The sequence below is a fragment of the Ruegeria sp. CI1 genome (assembly GCF_056536925.1).
This window is the reverse complement of record NZ_JBQFQP010000006.1, coordinates 69,648-85,832: the sequence shown is the minus strand read 5'-3', so window position 1 is coordinate 85,832 and position 16,185 is coordinate 69,648. Positions and strand designations below refer to the sequence as shown.

The 16,185-nt window shown below is 60.3% G+C and carries 20 protein-coding genes; 18 read left to right on the top strand and 2 right to left on the bottom strand.

The window, feature by feature from the left end; genetic code table 11:
- The first annotated feature begins 4 nt into the window (after positions 1-4).
- Both ACR0LZ_RS08710 and ACR0LZ_RS08705 read left to right on the top strand, forming a co-directional pair.
- Positions 5-994 (top strand): C45 family autoproteolytic acyltransferase/hydolase, encoded by a 990-nt coding sequence (locus tag ACR0LZ_RS08710; RefSeq protein WP_480749407.1) that lies wholly within the window; start codon positions 5-7, stop codon positions 992-994.
- Between the two features lie 204 nt (positions 995-1,198).
- The gene (locus ACR0LZ_RS08705) at positions 1,199-1,501 is read left to right on the top strand and encodes a trimethylamine methyltransferase family protein (RefSeq protein ID WP_480749406.1); all 303 of its coding nucleotides are present in this window, start codon (positions 1,199-1,201) and stop codon (positions 1,499-1,501) included.
- Here the strand turns inward: ACR0LZ_RS08705 and ACR0LZ_RS08700 are convergent.
- Positions 1,456-2,475, bottom strand: a complete 1,020-nt coding sequence (locus tag ACR0LZ_RS08700; protein WP_480749405.1) for a LacI family DNA-binding transcriptional regulator — start codon at positions 2,473-2,475, stop codon at positions 1,456-1,458. The genes ACR0LZ_RS08705 and ACR0LZ_RS08700 overlap by 46 nt on opposite strands.
- A gap of 135 nt (positions 2,476-2,610) precedes the next feature.
- Between ACR0LZ_RS08700 and ACR0LZ_RS08695 the strand changes: the two genes are divergently transcribed.
- The 16 genes from ACR0LZ_RS08695 (at position 2,611) to ACR0LZ_RS08620 (ending at position 15,297) form a co-directional block, all read left to right on the top strand.
- Positions 2,611-2,796: a hypothetical protein gene (locus ACR0LZ_RS08695; protein ID WP_480749404.1), complete on the top strand. Its 186-nt coding sequence runs from the start codon at positions 2,611-2,613 to the stop codon at positions 2,794-2,796.
- A 34-nt stretch (positions 2,797-2,830) separates the two neighbouring features.
- Positions 2,831-3,976: a TRAP transporter substrate-binding protein gene (locus ACR0LZ_RS08690; protein ID WP_480749403.1), complete on the top strand. Its 1,146-nt coding sequence runs from the start codon at positions 2,831-2,833 to the stop codon at positions 3,974-3,976.
- Positions 3,977-4,086: 110 nt separating this feature from the next.
- Positions 4,087-4,599, top strand: coding sequence for a TRAP transporter small permease (locus ACR0LZ_RS08685; protein ID WP_480749402.1), 513 nt, complete (start codon positions 4,087-4,089; stop codon positions 4,597-4,599).
- Positions 4,600-4,610: 11 nt separating this feature from the next.
- A complete protein-coding gene (locus ACR0LZ_RS08680) occupies positions 4,611-5,939 on the top strand; it encodes a TRAP transporter large permease (RefSeq protein ID WP_480749401.1) in 1,329 nt (442 codons plus the stop codon).
- 12 nt (positions 5,940-5,951) lie between these two features.
- Complete coding sequence (gene hisD / locus ACR0LZ_RS08675; protein ID WP_480749400.1) at positions 5,952-7,259, top strand: histidinol dehydrogenase; 1,308 nt, start codon at positions 5,952-5,954, stop codon at positions 7,257-7,259.
- A complete protein-coding gene (locus ACR0LZ_RS08670; protein ID WP_480749399.1) occupies positions 7,252-8,013 on the top strand; it encodes an SDR family NAD(P)-dependent oxidoreductase in 762 nt (253 codons plus the stop codon). Before hisD ends, ACR0LZ_RS08670 begins: the two co-directional genes overlap by 8 nt.
- Complete coding sequence (locus ACR0LZ_RS08665; RefSeq protein WP_480749398.1) at positions 8,010-8,990, top strand: alcohol dehydrogenase catalytic domain-containing protein; 981 nt, start codon at positions 8,010-8,012, stop codon at positions 8,988-8,990. Before ACR0LZ_RS08670 ends, ACR0LZ_RS08665 begins: the two co-directional genes overlap by 4 nt.
- Before the next feature lie 23 nt (positions 8,991-9,013).
- Positions 9,014-9,424, top strand: coding sequence for a universal stress protein (locus tag ACR0LZ_RS08660; protein ID WP_480749397.1), 411 nt, complete (start codon positions 9,014-9,016; stop codon positions 9,422-9,424).
- Positions 9,425-9,473: 49 nt separating this feature from the next.
- On the top strand, positions 9,474-9,980 hold the full coding sequence (gene comD, locus ACR0LZ_RS08655) for a sulfopyruvate decarboxylase subunit alpha (protein ID WP_480749396.1): 507 nt from the start codon (positions 9,474-9,476) through the stop codon (positions 9,978-9,980).
- Entirely contained in the window at positions 9,977-10,531 is a 555-nt protein-coding gene (gene comE, locus ACR0LZ_RS08650) for a sulfopyruvate decarboxylase subunit beta (protein WP_480749395.1), read from the top strand. Before comD ends, comE begins: the two co-directional genes overlap by 4 nt.
- Entirely contained in the window at positions 10,531-11,634 is a 1,104-nt protein-coding gene (locus tag ACR0LZ_RS08645) for an alpha-hydroxy acid oxidase (RefSeq protein ID WP_480749394.1), read from the top strand. The genes comE and ACR0LZ_RS08645 overlap by 1 nt, the downstream gene beginning before the upstream one ends.
- Positions 11,635-11,771: 137 nt before the next feature.
- Entirely contained in the window at positions 11,772-12,143 is a 372-nt protein-coding gene (locus tag ACR0LZ_RS08640; RefSeq protein ID WP_480749393.1) for a winged helix-turn-helix domain-containing protein, read from the top strand.
- A gap of 60 nt (positions 12,144-12,203) precedes the next feature.
- Positions 12,204-12,983 carry a molybdate ABC transporter substrate-binding protein gene (modA, locus tag ACR0LZ_RS08635; RefSeq protein WP_480749392.1) on the top strand — a complete coding sequence of 260 codons (780 nt, stop codon included), beginning with the start codon at positions 12,204-12,206 and terminating at the stop codon, positions 12,981-12,983.
- Positions 12,984-12,987: 4 nt separating this feature from the next.
- Positions 12,988-13,680 carry a molybdate ABC transporter permease subunit gene (gene modB / locus ACR0LZ_RS08630; RefSeq protein ID WP_480749391.1) on the top strand — a complete coding sequence of 231 codons (693 nt, stop codon included), beginning with the start codon at positions 12,988-12,990 and terminating at the stop codon, positions 13,678-13,680.
- Positions 13,677-14,780 (top strand): molybdenum ABC transporter ATP-binding protein, encoded by a 1,104-nt coding sequence (gene modC, locus ACR0LZ_RS08625; protein WP_480749390.1) that lies wholly within the window; start codon positions 13,677-13,679, stop codon positions 14,778-14,780. The genes modB and modC overlap by 4 nt, the downstream gene beginning before the upstream one ends.
- A gap of 103 nt (positions 14,781-14,883) precedes the next feature.
- The gene (locus ACR0LZ_RS08620) at positions 14,884-15,297 is read left to right on the top strand and encodes a hypothetical protein (protein WP_480749389.1); all 414 of its coding nucleotides are present in this window, start codon (positions 14,884-14,886) and stop codon (positions 15,295-15,297) included.
- Between the two features lie 3 nt (positions 15,298-15,300).
- Here the strand turns inward: ACR0LZ_RS08620 and hemF are convergent, their stop codons facing one another.
- Positions 15,301-16,185, bottom strand: coding sequence for an oxygen-dependent coproporphyrinogen oxidase (hemF, locus tag ACR0LZ_RS08615; RefSeq protein WP_480749388.1), 885 nt, complete (start codon positions 16,183-16,185; stop codon positions 15,301-15,303).

Here is a 16,185-nt window from a genome sequence, read left to right as displayed (position 1 = left end):
GCGCATGAAACTGACATTCCGCGCCGTGGAGGAAACACAGCCCGGCCAGAAACTGACCGGGCTCTTTTCCGAATACAGAAAGGCCTATCTCAATTGGTGGGCGGGCGAAGGCCTGTCCGGTCGCCCCACCTATGCGGAATGCCGCCGGGCCTTGCAAACTCACATGCCCGAAATCGTCGGACTCTACGACCGGTTGTGCGCTGCCGCTGGGGGCGGTGATCTGGAATCGCGGTTCCTGAGTTTCTATTGCCCGCCACGCTATCTGGCCGGTTGCAGTCAGGCGATCTGGCAGGGCAAGGAACCGCTCTTGGTCCGCAACTACGATTACAACCCGTCGGCATTTGACGGGGTATTTCTCAAAACCGTCTGGAACGGTCGTCAGGTGATGGGCACTTCGGATGGGCTGTTCGGTCTGCTCGACGGGATCAACGACGCGGGCCTCACCGTTTCGCTGACCTTTGGCGGACGCCGTGCTGTTGGCGACGGCTTTGGCGTGCCCCTCATCCTCAGATACCTTTTGCAAGTTTGCTCGACCATCGATGAGGCAAAAGAGGTTCTGACGCGGGTTCCCTGTCACATGACCTACAACGTGACGGTTCTGGATCGCGACAGGAATTACTTCACCGCCTACCTTGCTCCAGATCGCCCCACCATCATTACCAGAGTGGCAGTCGCCACCAACCATCAGGAGCGCGTTGAATGGTCCAGCCACGCGCGTTTGACGGCCTCAGTCGAACGGGAGCGGTTTCTGCTTCAGCGGTTGACGCTGCATCCGGAAACGAAAGAGAAGTTCATCGGGTCGTTCCTCAAGCCCCCGCTGTATTCGCTGGCATTCAACAGGGGATTTGGCACCCTCTACACAGCCGCCTATCACCCCTGCGATCTGTCCGTGGAACTGATCTGGCCGGACCGGACGTGGCGCAAGAACCTGAACCGGTTTGAAACAGGTCAACTCGGGGTCGACTATCCCGATGTTTTGCAGTCGGCAACTTGACAATCGCCTTGAGCTGACGCTCCATTTCGGGTCAGGTGCAAGGTGACCGATCCACCCCGTCCAAGCTGTTTGTCAAACCCTGCCATTGCCTTGCAGGAACTTTTACTGTCAACCGTTGCGCGAACCCTGTCTCTTAAGAAGATACACTCTGAAGAAGGACCGGCACAGCGCAGCAAACTGCCGAGGCTCTGGCCGAGCTGGTTTATGTCAATCTGCTGCACCCCGGTCATCCTGCGCTGTTCGGGTGGCCGCGCCGAACTGGGCGTGCGGATGGCCGTCAGCGCGCAGATGGGGCAACGCCATGGCATTCCTTGCACGGACAGCGCGGGCATGACCAACAGCAAGCTACCCGACTTTCAGGCGGGTTGCGAAAAAGGGAATGCCGAACTGCCCAGCGCGCCGGATGTGGCACGCGCCCGGGCTGGGACAAACCGGGCAGGGCCCCGTCAATCCCACGTGGGTCACATTGGCCGGGACAGCGAACCGCGGGTCACGATTTCGGTTTGAAGCTGGATGGATTGGCCAGGCGCTGCGGTTTCGATCATGTTGATCAACTCGATCGCTGCCCTACGACCCATCTCGCGATGCGGGACATGCAATGTCGTAAGGCCCGGATGAACAATCCGGGCCAACTCGATATCGTCGAACCCGGTGATCGATATATCTTCGGGCACACGCAGGCCCATCTTTTCGGCCTGGCGCAGCGCGCCTACGGCAAGAACGTCGTTACCGCACAAGACTGCTGTCGGGCGTGGGGCGCGGGACATCAACCTGCTGAAGGCTGCGGCCCCATTTTCGATTTCGTATGGTGTTTCGATGATCGACAATGCGTCGGGGGACAGGCCGTTTTTTGTCATGGCGTCCCTGATGCCCTCGATCCTCAACCGGGCGCGGTCGTTGCCTTTACTGATGGCCGAAATCGTCGCCAGGCGCGTGTGCCCCTGACCGATCACCGCGTTCGCCAGTGCCATCATCGCTTCGCGATTGTCAAATCCGATGGAAGGAACACGCTTGCCCGGAATGAAGGACCAGGCAACCATCGCGGGGACCTTCTGACGGTCGAGATAGTCGTAGATGCGTGGGTCGCGATCATGGCCGATGAGCAACAGCCCATCAGCGCCACGGGCGACCAGATTTCTGATCTGCTCTTCCTCGACCTCGGGTTTGTAGGCGGAACTTGCAACAAGCAGGGTATAGCCGCGCTGGTGAATCTCTTCCTGAAACGCCTGCAGCCCCCTAGCAAAGATCGCGTTTTCCATCGTGGGAATGATCGCGCCGATCGTGAACGACCTCTTAGCCGCCATGACGCGTGCGGCAAAATTCGGTGTGTATCCCAAGACCTCGACCGCCGACATGACGCGTTTGCGCGTCGCCTCGACGACGCGTTGCGGATCGTTGAGGCACCTCGACACGGTCGCAGTCGAAACGCCCGCTTTCCTGGCTACATCATCCAGGGTTGGCGCGGACCGAAGTTTTGTCATTCTCGAACTCACAATTCGCTTTTGCCAAAGTCTAGACGGTTTGATGAGTGGATGGAAGTCACAATGTAAGCGCTTGCATTTGTCATGTAAGCGCTTACAAATAGGTAAGAGCCGATTCTACAGGGAGACCGGGAAATGTTTCTTGCAGCGTCCATTATCGTGTTTGCCATCTATTTTGCGAACGTGGCTTTGGGTGCTTTTGCGGGCAGCGCATTTCTTGGGGATGTAGGGGAGATGTTGGTTCTGTTCGCGGCGTCGATCCTGTTCGTTGTCGCAATTCTGAAGAAGGAGGCCGACCGCGACGCCAAGAATGGCGGTTGAGATGGGGCCGAATTTTCCAATGGGAGGGCATAATATGAACAACGACAGAAACGAGCTTGCATCCGCAGAGCGCCGCAATTTCCTGAAACTTAGTGCCAGCGGCGCTTTCACCGCCGCGCTGGTCGCAGGTGCCGGTGGGATGCTTTGGTCATCCGAAGCGGCCGCGCAGACCGCGAAAGAGGAGCGCGAGCGGGAAAATGCGGCCGATCACGTCATGACCGTGGCAACAGCCTATGTGCTGGGAGCCTCGCGCAGCTATCCGATCATGCAACTGGACCTCAAAGAGAACATCCAGAACGCGACGAACGGCAAGGTGTATGTCAAACTGGCACCCGGCGGCCAGTTGGGCGCGGGCGGCGCGCTGGTGCAAAAGGTGCAGGGCGGCACGATTCAGGCGGCGCAGCATTCGTTGTCGAACTTCGCGCCCTTTGCCTCGACCGTCGATCTGATCAACATGCCTTATTTGTGCGGTTCGAACCAGCGCTTTACCAATCTGGTGCATTCCGACACATGGAAGAACGAAGTTCACCCCAAGGTCGAGGCGGCCGGGTTCAAGGCACTGTTCTATGTGGTGATCGACCCGCGTGTCGTCGCGGTGCGTCAGGGCGGTAACGCAGTCATGACCCCGGGTGACATGAGCGGCATCAAGTTCCGCGTGCCGGGGTCGAAGATGCTGCAACAATACTACCGGATGGTAGGCGCCAACCCGACCCCGGTTGCGTGGGGCGAAACACCTTCGGCCATCAAGCAGGGTGTCGCGGATGCGCTCGATCCGTCCGTTGGGGCGCTGTATGTTTTTGGTTTCAAGGACATTCTGAGCCATGTGACCTTTACACAGGCAGTGCCGGACAGTCAGGTCTATTCCTGTAACCTGGAATGGTTCAACTCGATGCCTGCCGATGTGCAGGAAGGCATCATGTGGGGGTCGGAGATGACCAGCCACCAGAACCTGTCCAAGGTTCCCTCGGCGCGGGCCTATGCCATGTCCGAGTTGAACAAGGCCGGAGTCGAGTTCCACTCGCTCAGCGCAGATCAATTGGCGGAATGGCAGGATGCCGGCGGCTATCAGAACGCCGATTGGGATCCGTTCAAGACGGAATTGGCGGGGTCGATGGATGCCTTTGAAAAGCTGGTCGAAGCGGCTGGTACACAGGGCAAATACTACGTTCACGACGCCTGATACAAATTCGGCGGGCACCGAACGGGTGTCCGCCGAGAGCTTCAAAAGCGTGGCCCACAGCAACGTCTTGCAGAATGCCTGCGCGTGACCGTTTTGACGCCGAGGGGAAAATGACCGTTCTTCAGAACTTAGACCGAAATGCAGAACGCTGGCTGCTGCTTGTGTTCTATGTGATGCTGGTGATCACGATGGCCATCGAGGTTCTGCGGCGCGAGATTTTCGCGTTCTCTTCGATCTGGGGCGAGGAAATCGTTCGCTATTCCTTCATCTATCTTGCCTGGATTGGCGCGGCTGCCGCCGTCAAGGAGCGGGCGCATATCCGCATTGACGTGGTCATGCACTATCTCGGGCCGCGCCCCAAAGCGTTGCTGTATATATTTGGCGATCTGGTGATGTTCGTCGTCGCCGTGATCGCGCTATACTGGTCTTACGAGGCCGTTCACGTGTCTGCCAAGTTCGGATCGGTGACCGATGGCCTGCGCGTGTCAAAGGTCTGGTTCCTGATGGCGGTTCCAACCGGTTTTGCGCTGATGATCTGGCGGCTGATCCAATCCCTGATGCGCGACGTGAAATCCCTTCGAGACGGCACCCCCGTCTTTGAAGGCGACAAGCTGTTTGATTGAGGAGACCTGCGATGCTTTGGAATTCCCTCAATCAATCCGTCGAACTGGGCTGGGATTTCTATCTGCCGGTTATCATGTTTGTCGGCCTCATCGCCTTGGCCGTACCGGTCTGGGCCGCGATTGGTTCGGCGGCAATCGTGATGCTGGTGATGTCAGGTGACTTGCCGCTCAGCCTTGTTGGCGAGAGCCTGTTCACCGGCATCGACGCGTTTGCGCTGACCGCCGTTCCGCTGTTCATCCTGACCGGTGACGTACTGGTCAGGACCGGGTTGTCACGCAAGTTTCTGGACGTGGCCGAGGCGCTGACCTGTTTCGCCAAGGGTGGTTTCGGCTCGGCCACGGTTCTGGTCTGCGGCATGTTTGCCGCCATCTCGGGCTCTGACGCGGCGGGTGCAGCCGCCGTGGGCCGCATGACCATCAACCGGTTGGTCGAAAGCGGCTATCCGCGCCCCTATGCGTGTGCGCTGGTTGCCGCAGGGGCCTGTACCGGCATTCTGATCCCGCCGTCCATTGCCTATATCATCATCGGCCTTGTGCTGGGGATTTCCGCATCGACCCTGTTTCTGGCCGCGCTCATTCCCGGTCTTGCCATTCTGGTGTCTATCCTGATCACCAACATCATCATGAACCGCCTATACGCCTATGAAGGGGGCGGGTTGATGACCATGGGCGAGTGGCTGGCCAATCTGGGCAAGGCTCTCAGGTCAGGTTGGTACGCCTTCATCGTGCCGGGGATTATCTTCTACGGCATCTTCTCGGGTCGCCTGACGCCGACCGAGGCCGGAGCGACCGCGGTGGTCGTCACCATTATCATGGGTTTCATCCTGCGTACGCTGACGCTGGCTGATTTCCCGTCGATGCTGGTCAGTTCGGCCAAGGTGAACGGGGTGATCCTGCCGATCATTGCGTTTTCGGCCCCATTGGCCGAAGCGCTTGCTATCATGGGTGTGCCGCAGGGCTTTGTCGCCTCGATCACGTCGCTGACCGATGACCCCTATCTTTTGATCCTTCTGATGATCGGCATCTTGATTGCTGCCGGTTGCGTCATGGAGACGACGCCGAATATCGTGATCCTCGCGCCCATCCTGAAACCGTTGGCGGACAATATCGGAATGAACGAAATTCAATTCTGCATCATGATGATTACCGCGCTGGGTGTCGGGTTCATCACGCCGCCTTTGGGTCTGAACCTGTTCGTCGTCTCGGGCATAACCGGCGAGTCGATCCTCAAGATCGCCGCCCGTGCCGTGCCCTTCGTTCTTACCATGCTGATCGTGGTCATTCTGATCGCTTATGTTCCGGCGGTTTCGACTACATTGCTTCCTGAAATCTACCAATAGGATCTGCTGAATATGCCTCGTGACTATCTGAAAAAGGCAACCCTGACCGCGCAATCGCATGCGTCGGAGGTTCATGACACGGTCAAGACCATTCTTGCCGACATCGAGGCAGGCCGGGACGCCAAGGCCATGGAATACGCGGCCAAGTTCGACAAATACGAAGGCAATGTCCTGATGAGCGCCAAGGAGATCGAGGCCGCCTGTGCGCTGGTTCCCGAAAAGCTCAAGGCGGACATCCGCTTTGCCCATGACAACGTACGCCGGTTTGCGGAAACGCAAAAGGCAACCGTGTCTGATGTGCAGATGGAAATCGTGCCGGGGTTCATCGCCGGTCAGAAAGCGATCCCGGTGGATGCGGCGGGCTGCTATGTGCCGGGCGGGCGTTACAGTCACATCGCCAGCGCGATCATGACCGTCACGACGGCGAAGGTGGCCGGGTGCCGGCATATCACCGCCTGTTCCCCTCCGCGCCCGGGTGAGGGGGTCGCGCCCGCAATCGTTTACGCGGCGCATATCTGTGGTGCCGACAGCATCCTTGCAATGGGGGGCGTTCAGGGGGTCGCCGCGATGACTTATGGCCTGTTCGGCCTGCCGCGCGCCAATATCCTCGTGGGGCCGGGCAATCAGTTTGTCGCCGAGGCCAAGCGTATTCTGTATGGCAAGGTCGGCATCGACATGATCGCAGGCCCGACCGACAGTCTGATTCTGGCGGACTCGACCTCGGATGCGCATGTCGTTGCAACCGATTTGGTAAGCCAGGCCGAACATGGATACAACTCACCCGTCTGGCTGGTGACCGATGACCGGGATCTGGCGCAGAAGGTCATGGAACTGGTTCCGGCATTGATCGACGATCTTCCTGAACTGAACCGTGACAATGCTTTTGCTGCGTGGCGTGACTATGCCGAAGTGATCGTCTGTTCGGACCGCGAGGAAATGGCCGCCTGTTCTGACGAATATGCGCCCGAACATCTGACGGTACAGGCCGATGATCTGGATTGGTGGTTGAACCGGCTGACCTGCTATGGCTCGCTGTTTCTGGGCGAGGAAACCACCGTGTCCTACGGCGACAAGGCCACGGGCACCAACCATGTGCTGCCCACGTCTGGCGCTGCGAGCTATACTGGTGGGCTGAGCGTGCACAAATACATGAAGATCGTGACATGGCAGCGGGCGACGCGTGAGGGGTCCAAGCCGATTGCATTGGCCACTGCCCGCATCTCCCGCCTGGAGGGGATGGAGGGGCATGCACGGGCTGCCGATGTGCGACTTGCCAAGTATTTTCCCGACGAACAGTTCGATCTGACCGCCGATGGATGATCCGCGCGCGCTTTTTGACCTGACGGGACGGGTTGCCTGCGTCACCGGCGCAAGCTCGGGTCTGGGGCGGAGGGCGGTGATTGTTCTGGCCGCCGCCGGGGCTCGGGTAATCGGCGTCGCTCGACGCGCCGGGGCCTTGGCGCAGCTGCGTGACGAGGTTGGCGACAGCGTCGCCACAATGGTCGGGGATGTGGCCGACCGGGCCGCGACAGACGCGCTGGTCGAACGGATATCCGCCCCGTTCGGCGCGCCGGACATCATTGTCCACGCGGCCGGGTTGAATTCGCGCGAAGCCGCCGATGAGGTCACGGACGAAGGTTGGGATGCGACCCTTGCACTGAACCTCAGCGCGCCGTTCTTTTTGAGCCGGGCGATGGTGCCTGTAATGAAGGAACGCGGCTGGGGCCGCATCGTGAACTTCGCGTCGTTGCAGACCACGAGGGCCTTTCCGGGCGGCATCGCCTATGGCGCGACCAAAGCCGGGATCGGCCAGCTGACACGGGCCATGGCCGAGGCATGGTCGCCTTTCGGCATCACCGCCAACGCAATCGGGCCGGGGTTCTTTCCGACGGAACTGACGCAAGCCGTATTCGACGATCCCGAACGGGCTGCCCGCAATGCCGCGCAAACCTGCATCCGGCGCAATGGGCGGTTGGAGGATATCGACGGTCCAATCCTGTTTTTGTGCTCAAGGGCGTCTGACTATGTCACGGGGCAGGTTTTGATGGTCGACGGGGGGTTCACGGCAAAATGAAAGCGCTGGTTTACGAGGGTGTAGAACGGCTGGCTTATGAGGAAGTGCCCGATGCCGTTCCCGTCCTGGGCGAGCACCTGATCCGGGTCGAGGCCGTCGGCATCTGTGGCTCGGACATGCATGCGTATCTCGGTCACGACGCCCGGCGTCCGGCGCCGCTGATATTGGGGCACGAGGCGGCGGGAGTTGTCGTCGGCGGGACCATGGACGGGACGCGCGTGACGATCAATCCGCTTGTGGTCTGTGGCCGTTGCCTTGCCTGCGTGTCTGGTCGCGAAAATCTGTGCCCGGAACGTCAAATCATCTCGATGCCCCCGCGTGAGGGGGCGTTTGCGCAATATGTCACCATGCCGGAGGCCAATCTGATCAAGGTGCCGGATGACGTGCCGTTATCCCGGGCCGCGCTGGCCGAGCCGCTCGCAGTGAGTTGGCATGCGGTCAGGTTGGGGGTTGAGGCCCTGCATCCTGCGATGGACAGGCGTGCGCTGGTAATTGGTGGCGGGGCCATTGGCGTTGCGGCGGCATTGGCGCTCAAGGCGATCGGGGTTGATGACGTGACCATTGTCGAACCGAATGCGCACAGGCGAGGGTTTCTGGAACAGCTTCGGTCACTGAAACTGGTAGACAGTGTGATCGGTTCGTTTCCGCTTGTCATAGACGCTGTCGGATATGCGGCGACCCGAGACAGCGCGTCAGCCCGCGTTGCGCCGGGAGGGGTGATCGTGCATGTCGGGCTGGGCGAGGACACGGGCGGGCTGGATGTGCGCCGAATGACCTTGCAGGAAATAACCTTCATCGGCACTTATACCTATACGAGCGAGGATTTTCGCCAGACCGCGCAGGCGATCTTTGATGGGCGCCTTGGGCAACTCGACTGGTTTGAAGAACGGGCGTTGTCAGATGGGGCGCAAGCGTTTCGCGATTTGCGTGCCGGTACGGTCGCCGCACCAAAGATCGTCCTGACACCGTGGGCGTAGACCCGGCAACAATGGAGGCAACCATGTACAAAAAAGTTCTTGTCCCGATGGCGCTGGATCACGGCATCTCGCAGCACACGCTGGAAGTGGCCCAGGCCCTTTCCGGCGGAAGTGGTGAGATCATTGCATTGCATGTCTATGAAGCGCCGCAGGGTTCCGTCAGCAGCTATCTGGACAAATCCGTGGTCGAAGAGGCGTTTCGCCATGCGCGCAACCTGCTTGTGGACAAGGTCGAGGGCCTTGACGGCGTTCATCCCGTTATTGTCAGGGGGCATTCGGCTCGTGCCATCATCGATTATGCCACCGAAAACGAGATCGACTGTATCATTGTAGGCTCGCACAAACCGGGGCTCAGCGACTATTTTCTGGGCTCGACCGCATCGCGCGTCGTTCGGCATGCACCCTGTGCCGTGCATGTGCACCGCCAATCCTAAACCCGTCAATCGCGCCCAGGGCGCATCATTCAGGATCTAGAACTCGGATATGAACATAGACAAACAGATCACCGATACTCTGGTCGCGAACGACATTTCGTTCGTCACCACGGTGCCGTGCAAGCAACTGGCCGGGGTCATTGCCGAAATCGATCGGCGCGATGATATCCTACACATCCCCTCGAACAAGGAAGACGAGGGCATGGGGTTGTGTGCCGGTGCCTGGATGGGCGGCAAGCGTCCGGCCATCATCATGCAGAACACCGCGATTGGCGTAACCATCAACACGCTGGCCACGCTGATCCAGTACTATCGGATGCCCCTGCCGATGCTGATCTCCTATCGCGGCGAGTTGCGCGAGCCGGTGGCCTGCCAGGTCGAGATGGCCGTGCATACCAAGGCGCTTCTGGCGCAACTTAACATCCCCACCTACCATTTCCACAATCAGCGGGATGTTGGGGAACTGGACAACATCCTGAAATACACCTTCATGTGCAACAAGCCGGTGGCGGTCCTGACCGACGCCAATTTCTGGGGAGGCTACGGCGACCAATGATCCGTTCTGAAATTCTGCGGGAAATCGCCCCGATCATTCGTGACCATCTGGTGATCTGCAATATCGGCATCCCCAGCCAGGAGTTGCACGCCATCGACGACCAGCCGACCAATTTCTACATGCTTGGCACGATGGGTCTGGCCTCGTCGATCGGGTTCGGGCTGGCACTGGCGCAGCCCAAGCCGGTGATCGTGATCGACGGTGACGGATCGGTTCTGACCAATCTGGGCACGTTGCCCACCATCGGTAACCATCAGGCCGACAACTATATCCTGCTGATCATCGACAACGGGTCCTATGGCTCGACCGGGGATCAGCCGACCTATGCCGGGCAGCGGACCTCGCTGGCGGGAATGGCCCGCGAGGCGGGGTGCGAGACCGTGATCGAGTGCCGCGCAGAAGAGACCGGAGCAGTGTTGCAGCAGGCTCTGGATGCCGGGCGCAAGACCGTCATCGTGTGCAAATGCGAAAGCGGCAACGCCAAGATGCCTGTCATCACCATGGACCCGGTGGTCATCCGCGACCGTTTCATGAAGGCCGTTCAGGCCTGATGGCGACAAACGCCATCCATTGCGCCGAAGACGCGCGCCGGTTGGCACGCCGACGGCTGCCTTGGATGGTGTTCGATTATATCGACGGTGCCGCAGGCCAAGAGCAGGGCGCGCGGCGCAATCGCGCGGCGCTGGACCGGGTTCAGTTACGCCCGCGAGTGCTTCGCAACGTGCAGCGACGAAGTCTGAATCACGTGGTCCTAGATAAGGAGTGCGGGCAAGCCTTCGGGATCAGTCCAATGGGCATGTGCAATCTGGCTGGGCATGGGGCGGATCTGATGCTGGCCCGGTTGGCTGCGCGACTGCGCATACCGCATGTGGTTTCAACGCTGGCCTCGACCAGCCTCGAACAGATCCAGGAGCAGGCGCAAGGGCAGGCCTGGCTGCAATTGTACTATGGCGAAGATTCCTGGCGTCTGATCCCTCGTGCGCGCGCTGCGGGTTACCAGACGCTGGTTCTGACCGTGGACGTGCCTGAGGTGGGGCGGCGGCCCAAGGATCTGCGCAATGGGTTCAAGATGCCCTTCCGTCTGGGTCCGCGCCAATTCATCGATTTTGCGCTGCATCCGCGCTGGTCGCTGAGCACCCTTTTCAAGGGCCGTCCGGAACTGGCGAATTTTGGCGGACCTTTCGGGACTTTTGACCGGGACGCCAGCCGTGCGGCGGCCGATTGGGACTATCTGAGGCGGTTGCGTCAGGAATGGCAGGGCAATCTGGTGGTCAAGGGTGTGATGGACCCCGAAGATGCCTTGCGATTGCGGAACGAAGGCGTCGATGCGGTACAGGTTTCCAACCACGGCGGCCGACAGATGGAAAGCGCGCCGGGTGCACTTGACGCGTTGCGCGAAATTCGCGAGGCCATCGGGTCGGAGTTCCCGCTGTTCTTCGATAGCGGCCTGCGGTCGGGAGAAGACATTGTCAAAGCCTATGCCTCGGGCGCGGATTTCGTTTTCTTCGGACGGCCCCTGCTTTATGCAATCGCGGCCAGCGGCGAATCTGGCCTCAAGCAGTTTGCAGCTGTGCTTCAGACTGAGCTTCACCAGACATTGGCGCAAATCGGCCGATGCGCGATCACTGAAGTCGATCAAAGCTGTATTGCGTGACGTTGCGGTATTCGGAAAACCGCGACAGCGTGGATCAGCAGGCGTGTCGGCAGCCATTGCGCATATGATTGACCGCCACCGGGTTCATAGTCAGATGTACCGTTGAACTCTGCACCCTGTCCAAGCACAATCGCGCTATGACAAACCGCTTTCCCGATCCCCGCTTCCGATTGCGCGTCGTGTTCAGCCCGGACGAGATGATCGGACCTGGCAAGGCGGAATTGCTGGAACATATCGCGTGCACCGGGTCCATTGCGGCGGCGGGGCGCGAAATGAGTATGAGCTACAAGCGGGCCTGGCAACTGGTTGAGACTATGAATGCGATGTTTGCCGAACCTGTCGTGCTAAGCACGCGCGGTGGGGCCAATCGTGGCGGGGCCGAGCTGACGCAGACGGGGCGTAAGGTCCTGGCTGCCTATCGCGCGCTCGAACACGATGCGCGGCAGGCCGCGCATCCACATATCGAAAAGCTGTGCGAGATGCTGCGCGAACGGGAGGTGGAAAAATAGGGGTTGCCCATGCAGATGAAGCTCCGATATTCCCGAAAGAACATAACGAGTTTTTGACCTATGAACACGACTTTCTCTCGCGTTTGCCGAACCTGGATCGCGGCGCTTGGAATATGCGCTTCGCTGGCCACCCCAGCGCGCGGCGAGGAGGTTCTGGTTTTTGCAGCGGCCAGTCTCAAGTCAGCTTTGGATGACATCGCGGCAGAGTATTCGGCGCAAAGTGGACATACGATTACCCTCTCTTTTGCAGGGTCCTCGGTTCTGGCGCGCCAGATACAGCTTGGCGCCCCGGCACAGGTCTTTCTTTCGGCCAATGTCGCCTGGATGGACTTATTAGAGGTGGAAGGGTTCATCGACCCGGAAACCCGGGTGGATCTGTTGGGCAACAGTCTTGTTCTGATCGGGCCACCGACCGGCGAACCGCCCGTCGAGATCGGACCGGACTATCCTTTGGGCGATCAGTTGGCGGGCGGACACCTAGCAATGGCTTTGGTGGACGCGGTGCCCGCAGGCGTCTATGGCAAGGCGGCGCTGCAGTATCTTGGTTTGTGGGACGGCGTCGCAGACCGTATAGCGCAATCCGACAATGTTCGGGCCGCGTTGGCGCTGGTGGCGGTGGGCGCAGCGCCTTTGGGCGTGGTCTATGCGACTGACGCCGCAGCGGACGATCGGGTTCAGGTTCTGGGCCACTTTCCTGCCGCTTCACATTCACAAATCGTCTATCCGGCTGCGGTGACTGCAAAAGGCTCGGACGCTGCCCGAAGGTTCCTTGCTTATCTGCGGCGGGACGAAGCTCGCCGCATCTTTGTCGCGCAGGGGTTCGCCCTGCTGGAGGGATAGGAATATGGGTTGGCTGGGTCCACAGGAATGGACTGCGCTGATACTGTCGCTCAAAGTGTCGCTTTGGGCGACAGCGGTGGCTTTGCCGTTGGGAATATTCGTGGCGTATGCTCTTGCCCGGTGGCGGTTTCCCGGGCGGCACATCGTCAACGGTCTGGTTCACCTGCCGCTGATCCTGCCGCCGGTGGTCACGGGGTATCTGCTGTTGTTGACGTTCGGCACCCAAGGGCCGCTGGGCAGCGCCTTGCAACAGATCGGTATCGTCTTTGCCTTTCGTTGGACCGGGGCGGCGCTGGCGGCGGGGATCATGGCCTTTCCGCTGATGGTGCGCGCCATCCGTCTGTCGATCGAGGCGGTCGACCCCAAGCTGGAACAGGCCGGGGCAACGCTGGGCGCCAACCGGTTTATGGTGTTCGCCACGGTGACGCTGCCGATGATCTTTCCGGGTATCATTGCGGGGGCGATACTGGCCTTTGCCAAGGCGATGGGGGAATTTGGCGCAACCATCACCTTTGTGTCGAACATCCCCGGCCAGACCCAGACGTTGCCATCGGCTGTTTACGCCTTTCTGCAGGTGCCAGGTGGCGAGCCTGCGGCAACGCGGCTTGTGCTGGTTTCCATCGGGATCGCGATGGGCGCCTTGCTGTTGTCGGAATATGTCGGCAGGCGTGCGGCGGCGCGGGTGGCCGGAACATGACGTTGTCGGTGCATATCCGGCACCAGTTACCCGAGATGGAACTGGACGTTTCCTTTGATGCGCCGCCCGGCGTCACGGTTCTGTTCGGGCGGTCGGGGTCGGGCAAGACCACGGTTGTCAACGCGGTGGCCGGGTTGTTGAGGCCAGAGATGGGTCGGGTTGCGGTGGGTGACTGGGTTCTGTTTGACACGCAACAGAAGCGGTGGCTGTCGCCACACCGGCGCAGGCTTGGCTATATATTTCAGGAAGGCCGACTGTTTCCGCATCTCACCGTGCGCCAGAACCTGGCCTACGGTCGCTGGTTTGCCCCGCGCGGAACCCGATTTGAAAGCGAGGACAAGGTGGTCGGGATGCTTGGTGTCGGCCACCTGCTGGATCGCAGGCCAACGGACCTGTCCGGGGGCGAGAAGCAGCGCGTTGCCATCGGGCGTGCCCTGTTGGCCGGCCCCCGGCTGATCCTGGCGGATGAGCCGTTGGCGGCGCTGGACGACGCGCGCAAGGCGGAAATCCTGCCCTATTTCGAACGGCTCAGGGACGAGGTTTCAATCCCGATTCTGTATGTCACCCACTCTGCCGCCGAAGTGGCGCGTCTGGCGACTTCGGTGGTCGCGTTGCAAGACGGGCGTGTCGCCCGGCATGGCCCCGCATCCGAAGTCCTGTCCGACCCGGCGGTCGCGCCTGCGGGTATTCGCGCCGTCGGGGCAATCCTGCAAGCCAATGTCGTGACACATCATGATGACGGGTTGACCGAGCTGCAGGCTGGTGAGAACCGCCTGTTTCTGCCGCGCATCCCGCACAGGATCGGCGAAAGCCTGCGAGTTCGGATTGCGGCGCAAGAGGTGATCCTGGCCAACCACAAGCCAGAGGGATTGTCGGCGCTCAATGTCCTGCCCGGCACGGTCACGGGTATCCGCGCGGGTGAAGGGCCGGGGGCAATCGTTTCGGTCGCGACCGATGCCGGGACAGTGCTTGCCCGTGTCACACGGCGATCCGTGGCGGCCCTTGGGCTAGGAGTTGGGAGCGAATGCCATGCAATCATCAAAACTGTGGCGATTGCCCCGGAAGATGTGGGAGGGCGTATCCTGAAAGGTGCAGATTGAAGTCGCGGTGTCGAGACTTGACACTTGCGTGTTTCAGTGTGGGCGGCGCGAAACAATGCGCTATGCTTTTCATGGATCACGGGTATTGAAACTGGAGATACGGATGAAACAGTTGGTTAAGGTGGGCGTTCTGACCGCCCTGATTGTAGCCCCGGGAATGGCGTTGGCATTCCGCGCCTGGAACCGATCCGAGGTCACGCCGATCGGCAATGGCGTGTTCGAAGTCGTCAATTACTTCGGCTCGGCCCCAAGGGATTACTGGTGCGGTGCGGGTGATTACGGCATCCGGGTACTCAGGCTGAAGGGTAACGAGCGCATCTATTTGTGGAATGCGGTCGGGCCGTCGGTGTCGCAGCCGGGCAAGAAAGGCGTTCAGTTCTCGCTGCAGGCCCCGGAGGGCGCGGATACGACGCCGGGCTATTCCCTGACCGTCAAGCGCGTGGGCGACAACCTGTCCGCATCGATGGCGCAGGGATACTGCTACGACAACCTTACCGACGATTTGTGGCTGCGGTAACGCTCAGACCCATTTTGCCAGCGGTGGCAAGCTCATCAGCACGGCATCGGGATCATGGCCGGTTTCCAGCCCGAACTTGGTGCCGCGGTCGTAAACCAGGTTGTATTCCGCATAAAGCCCGCGGTGAATCAGTTGGATGTTCTTGTCTGCGTCGGTGAAACCCTGCACCCTGCGCTTCTCCACCAGAGGCACGAAGGCAGGTAGAAAAGCCCGGCCGATATCCTGTGTCAGGGCCAAATCGGCCTGCCAGTCGTCGGTGCAATAATCATCCATGAAGATACCGCCGACACCCCGCGCGCGCTTGCGGTGCGGGATATAGAAGTACTCGTCCGCCCAGTCCTTGAGGCGTGGATAGTGGCCCACGCCATGCGGGTCGAGGAAGGATTTCTGGGTGCCGTGGAAATGTGCGGTATCTTCGTCATACTCGATGCAGGGGTTCAGGTCGGACCCGCCGCCGAACCACCAGGCATGCGGTGTCCAGAACATGCGGGTGTTCATGTGCACCGCCGGAACATGCGGGTTCTGCAGATGCGCGACAAGGCTGATACCCGAGGCCCAGAAGCGCGGATCGTCCTTCATCCCCGGAATGCCCTTGCGTGCGGCCATGGCGCTCTGCGCGCGTTCGCCCAAGGTGCCATACACCGTCGAGACGTTGACACCCACTTTCTCAAACACGCGCCCACCGCGCATGACCGACATCAGCCCGCCGCCGGCATCCGTTCCGTCGTCTGAGTGGCGTTTGGTTTCCGTGACTTCGAAGCGACCCGGGTCAGCGTCCGAAAACGGGCCGGAGTCATGATTGTCTTCCAGTTGTTCAAAGGCGGCGACGATTTCGTCGCGCAGTTGACGGAACCAGGCGGAGGCGGTGGATTTTTCTGTATCGAACAT

What these genes read in the sequence shown, in the direction of transcription:
- ACR0LZ_RS08710 (WP_480749407.1), top strand. Translation starts at nt 5, where the DNA reads ATGAAACTGACATTCCGCGCCGTGGAGGAAACACAGCCCGGCCAGAAA.
- ACR0LZ_RS08705 (WP_480749406.1), top strand. Translation starts at nt 1,199, where the DNA reads ATGTCAATCTGCTGCACCCCGGTCATCCTGCGCTGTTCGGGTGGCCGC.
- ACR0LZ_RS08700 (WP_480749405.1), bottom strand. Translation starts at nt 2,475, where the DNA reads ATGACAAAACTTCGGTCCGCGCCAACCCTGGATGATGTAGCCAGGAAA.
- ACR0LZ_RS08695 (WP_480749404.1), top strand. Translation starts at nt 2,611, where the DNA reads ATGTTTCTTGCAGCGTCCATTATCGTGTTTGCCATCTATTTTGCGAAC.
- ACR0LZ_RS08690 (WP_480749403.1), top strand. Translation starts at nt 2,831, where the DNA reads ATGAACAACGACAGAAACGAGCTTGCATCCGCAGAGCGCCGCAATTTC.
- ACR0LZ_RS08685 (WP_480749402.1), top strand. Translation starts at nt 4,087, where the DNA reads ATGACCGTTCTTCAGAACTTAGACCGAAATGCAGAACGCTGGCTGCTG.
- ACR0LZ_RS08680 (WP_480749401.1), top strand. Translation starts at nt 4,611, where the DNA reads ATGCTTTGGAATTCCCTCAATCAATCCGTCGAACTGGGCTGGGATTTC.
- hisD (WP_480749400.1), top strand. Translation starts at nt 5,952, where the DNA reads ATGCCTCGTGACTATCTGAAAAAGGCAACCCTGACCGCGCAATCGCAT.
- ACR0LZ_RS08670 (WP_480749399.1), top strand. Translation starts at nt 7,252, where the DNA reads ATGGATGATCCGCGCGCGCTTTTTGACCTGACGGGACGGGTTGCCTGC.
- ACR0LZ_RS08665 (WP_480749398.1), top strand. Translation starts at nt 8,010, where the DNA reads ATGAAAGCGCTGGTTTACGAGGGTGTAGAACGGCTGGCTTATGAGGAA.
- ACR0LZ_RS08660 (WP_480749397.1), top strand. Translation starts at nt 9,014, where the DNA reads ATGTACAAAAAAGTTCTTGTCCCGATGGCGCTGGATCACGGCATCTCG.
- comD (WP_480749396.1), top strand. Translation starts at nt 9,474, where the DNA reads ATGAACATAGACAAACAGATCACCGATACTCTGGTCGCGAACGACATT.
- comE (WP_480749395.1), top strand. Translation starts at nt 9,977, where the DNA reads ATGATCCGTTCTGAAATTCTGCGGGAAATCGCCCCGATCATTCGTGAC.
- ACR0LZ_RS08645 (WP_480749394.1), top strand. Translation starts at nt 10,531, where the DNA reads ATGGCGACAAACGCCATCCATTGCGCCGAAGACGCGCGCCGGTTGGCA.
- ACR0LZ_RS08640 (WP_480749393.1), top strand. Translation starts at nt 11,772, where the DNA reads ATGACAAACCGCTTTCCCGATCCCCGCTTCCGATTGCGCGTCGTGTTC.
- modA (WP_480749392.1), top strand. Translation starts at nt 12,204, where the DNA reads ATGAACACGACTTTCTCTCGCGTTTGCCGAACCTGGATCGCGGCGCTT.
- modB (WP_480749391.1), top strand. Translation starts at nt 12,988, where the DNA reads ATGGGTTGGCTGGGTCCACAGGAATGGACTGCGCTGATACTGTCGCTC.
- modC (WP_480749390.1), top strand. Translation starts at nt 13,677, where the DNA reads ATGACGTTGTCGGTGCATATCCGGCACCAGTTACCCGAGATGGAACTG.
- ACR0LZ_RS08620 (WP_480749389.1), top strand. Translation starts at nt 14,884, where the DNA reads ATGAAACAGTTGGTTAAGGTGGGCGTTCTGACCGCCCTGATTGTAGCC.
- hemF (WP_480749388.1), bottom strand. Translation starts at nt 16,185, where the DNA reads ATGTTCGATACAGAAAAATCCACCGCCTCCGCCTGGTTCCGTCAACTG.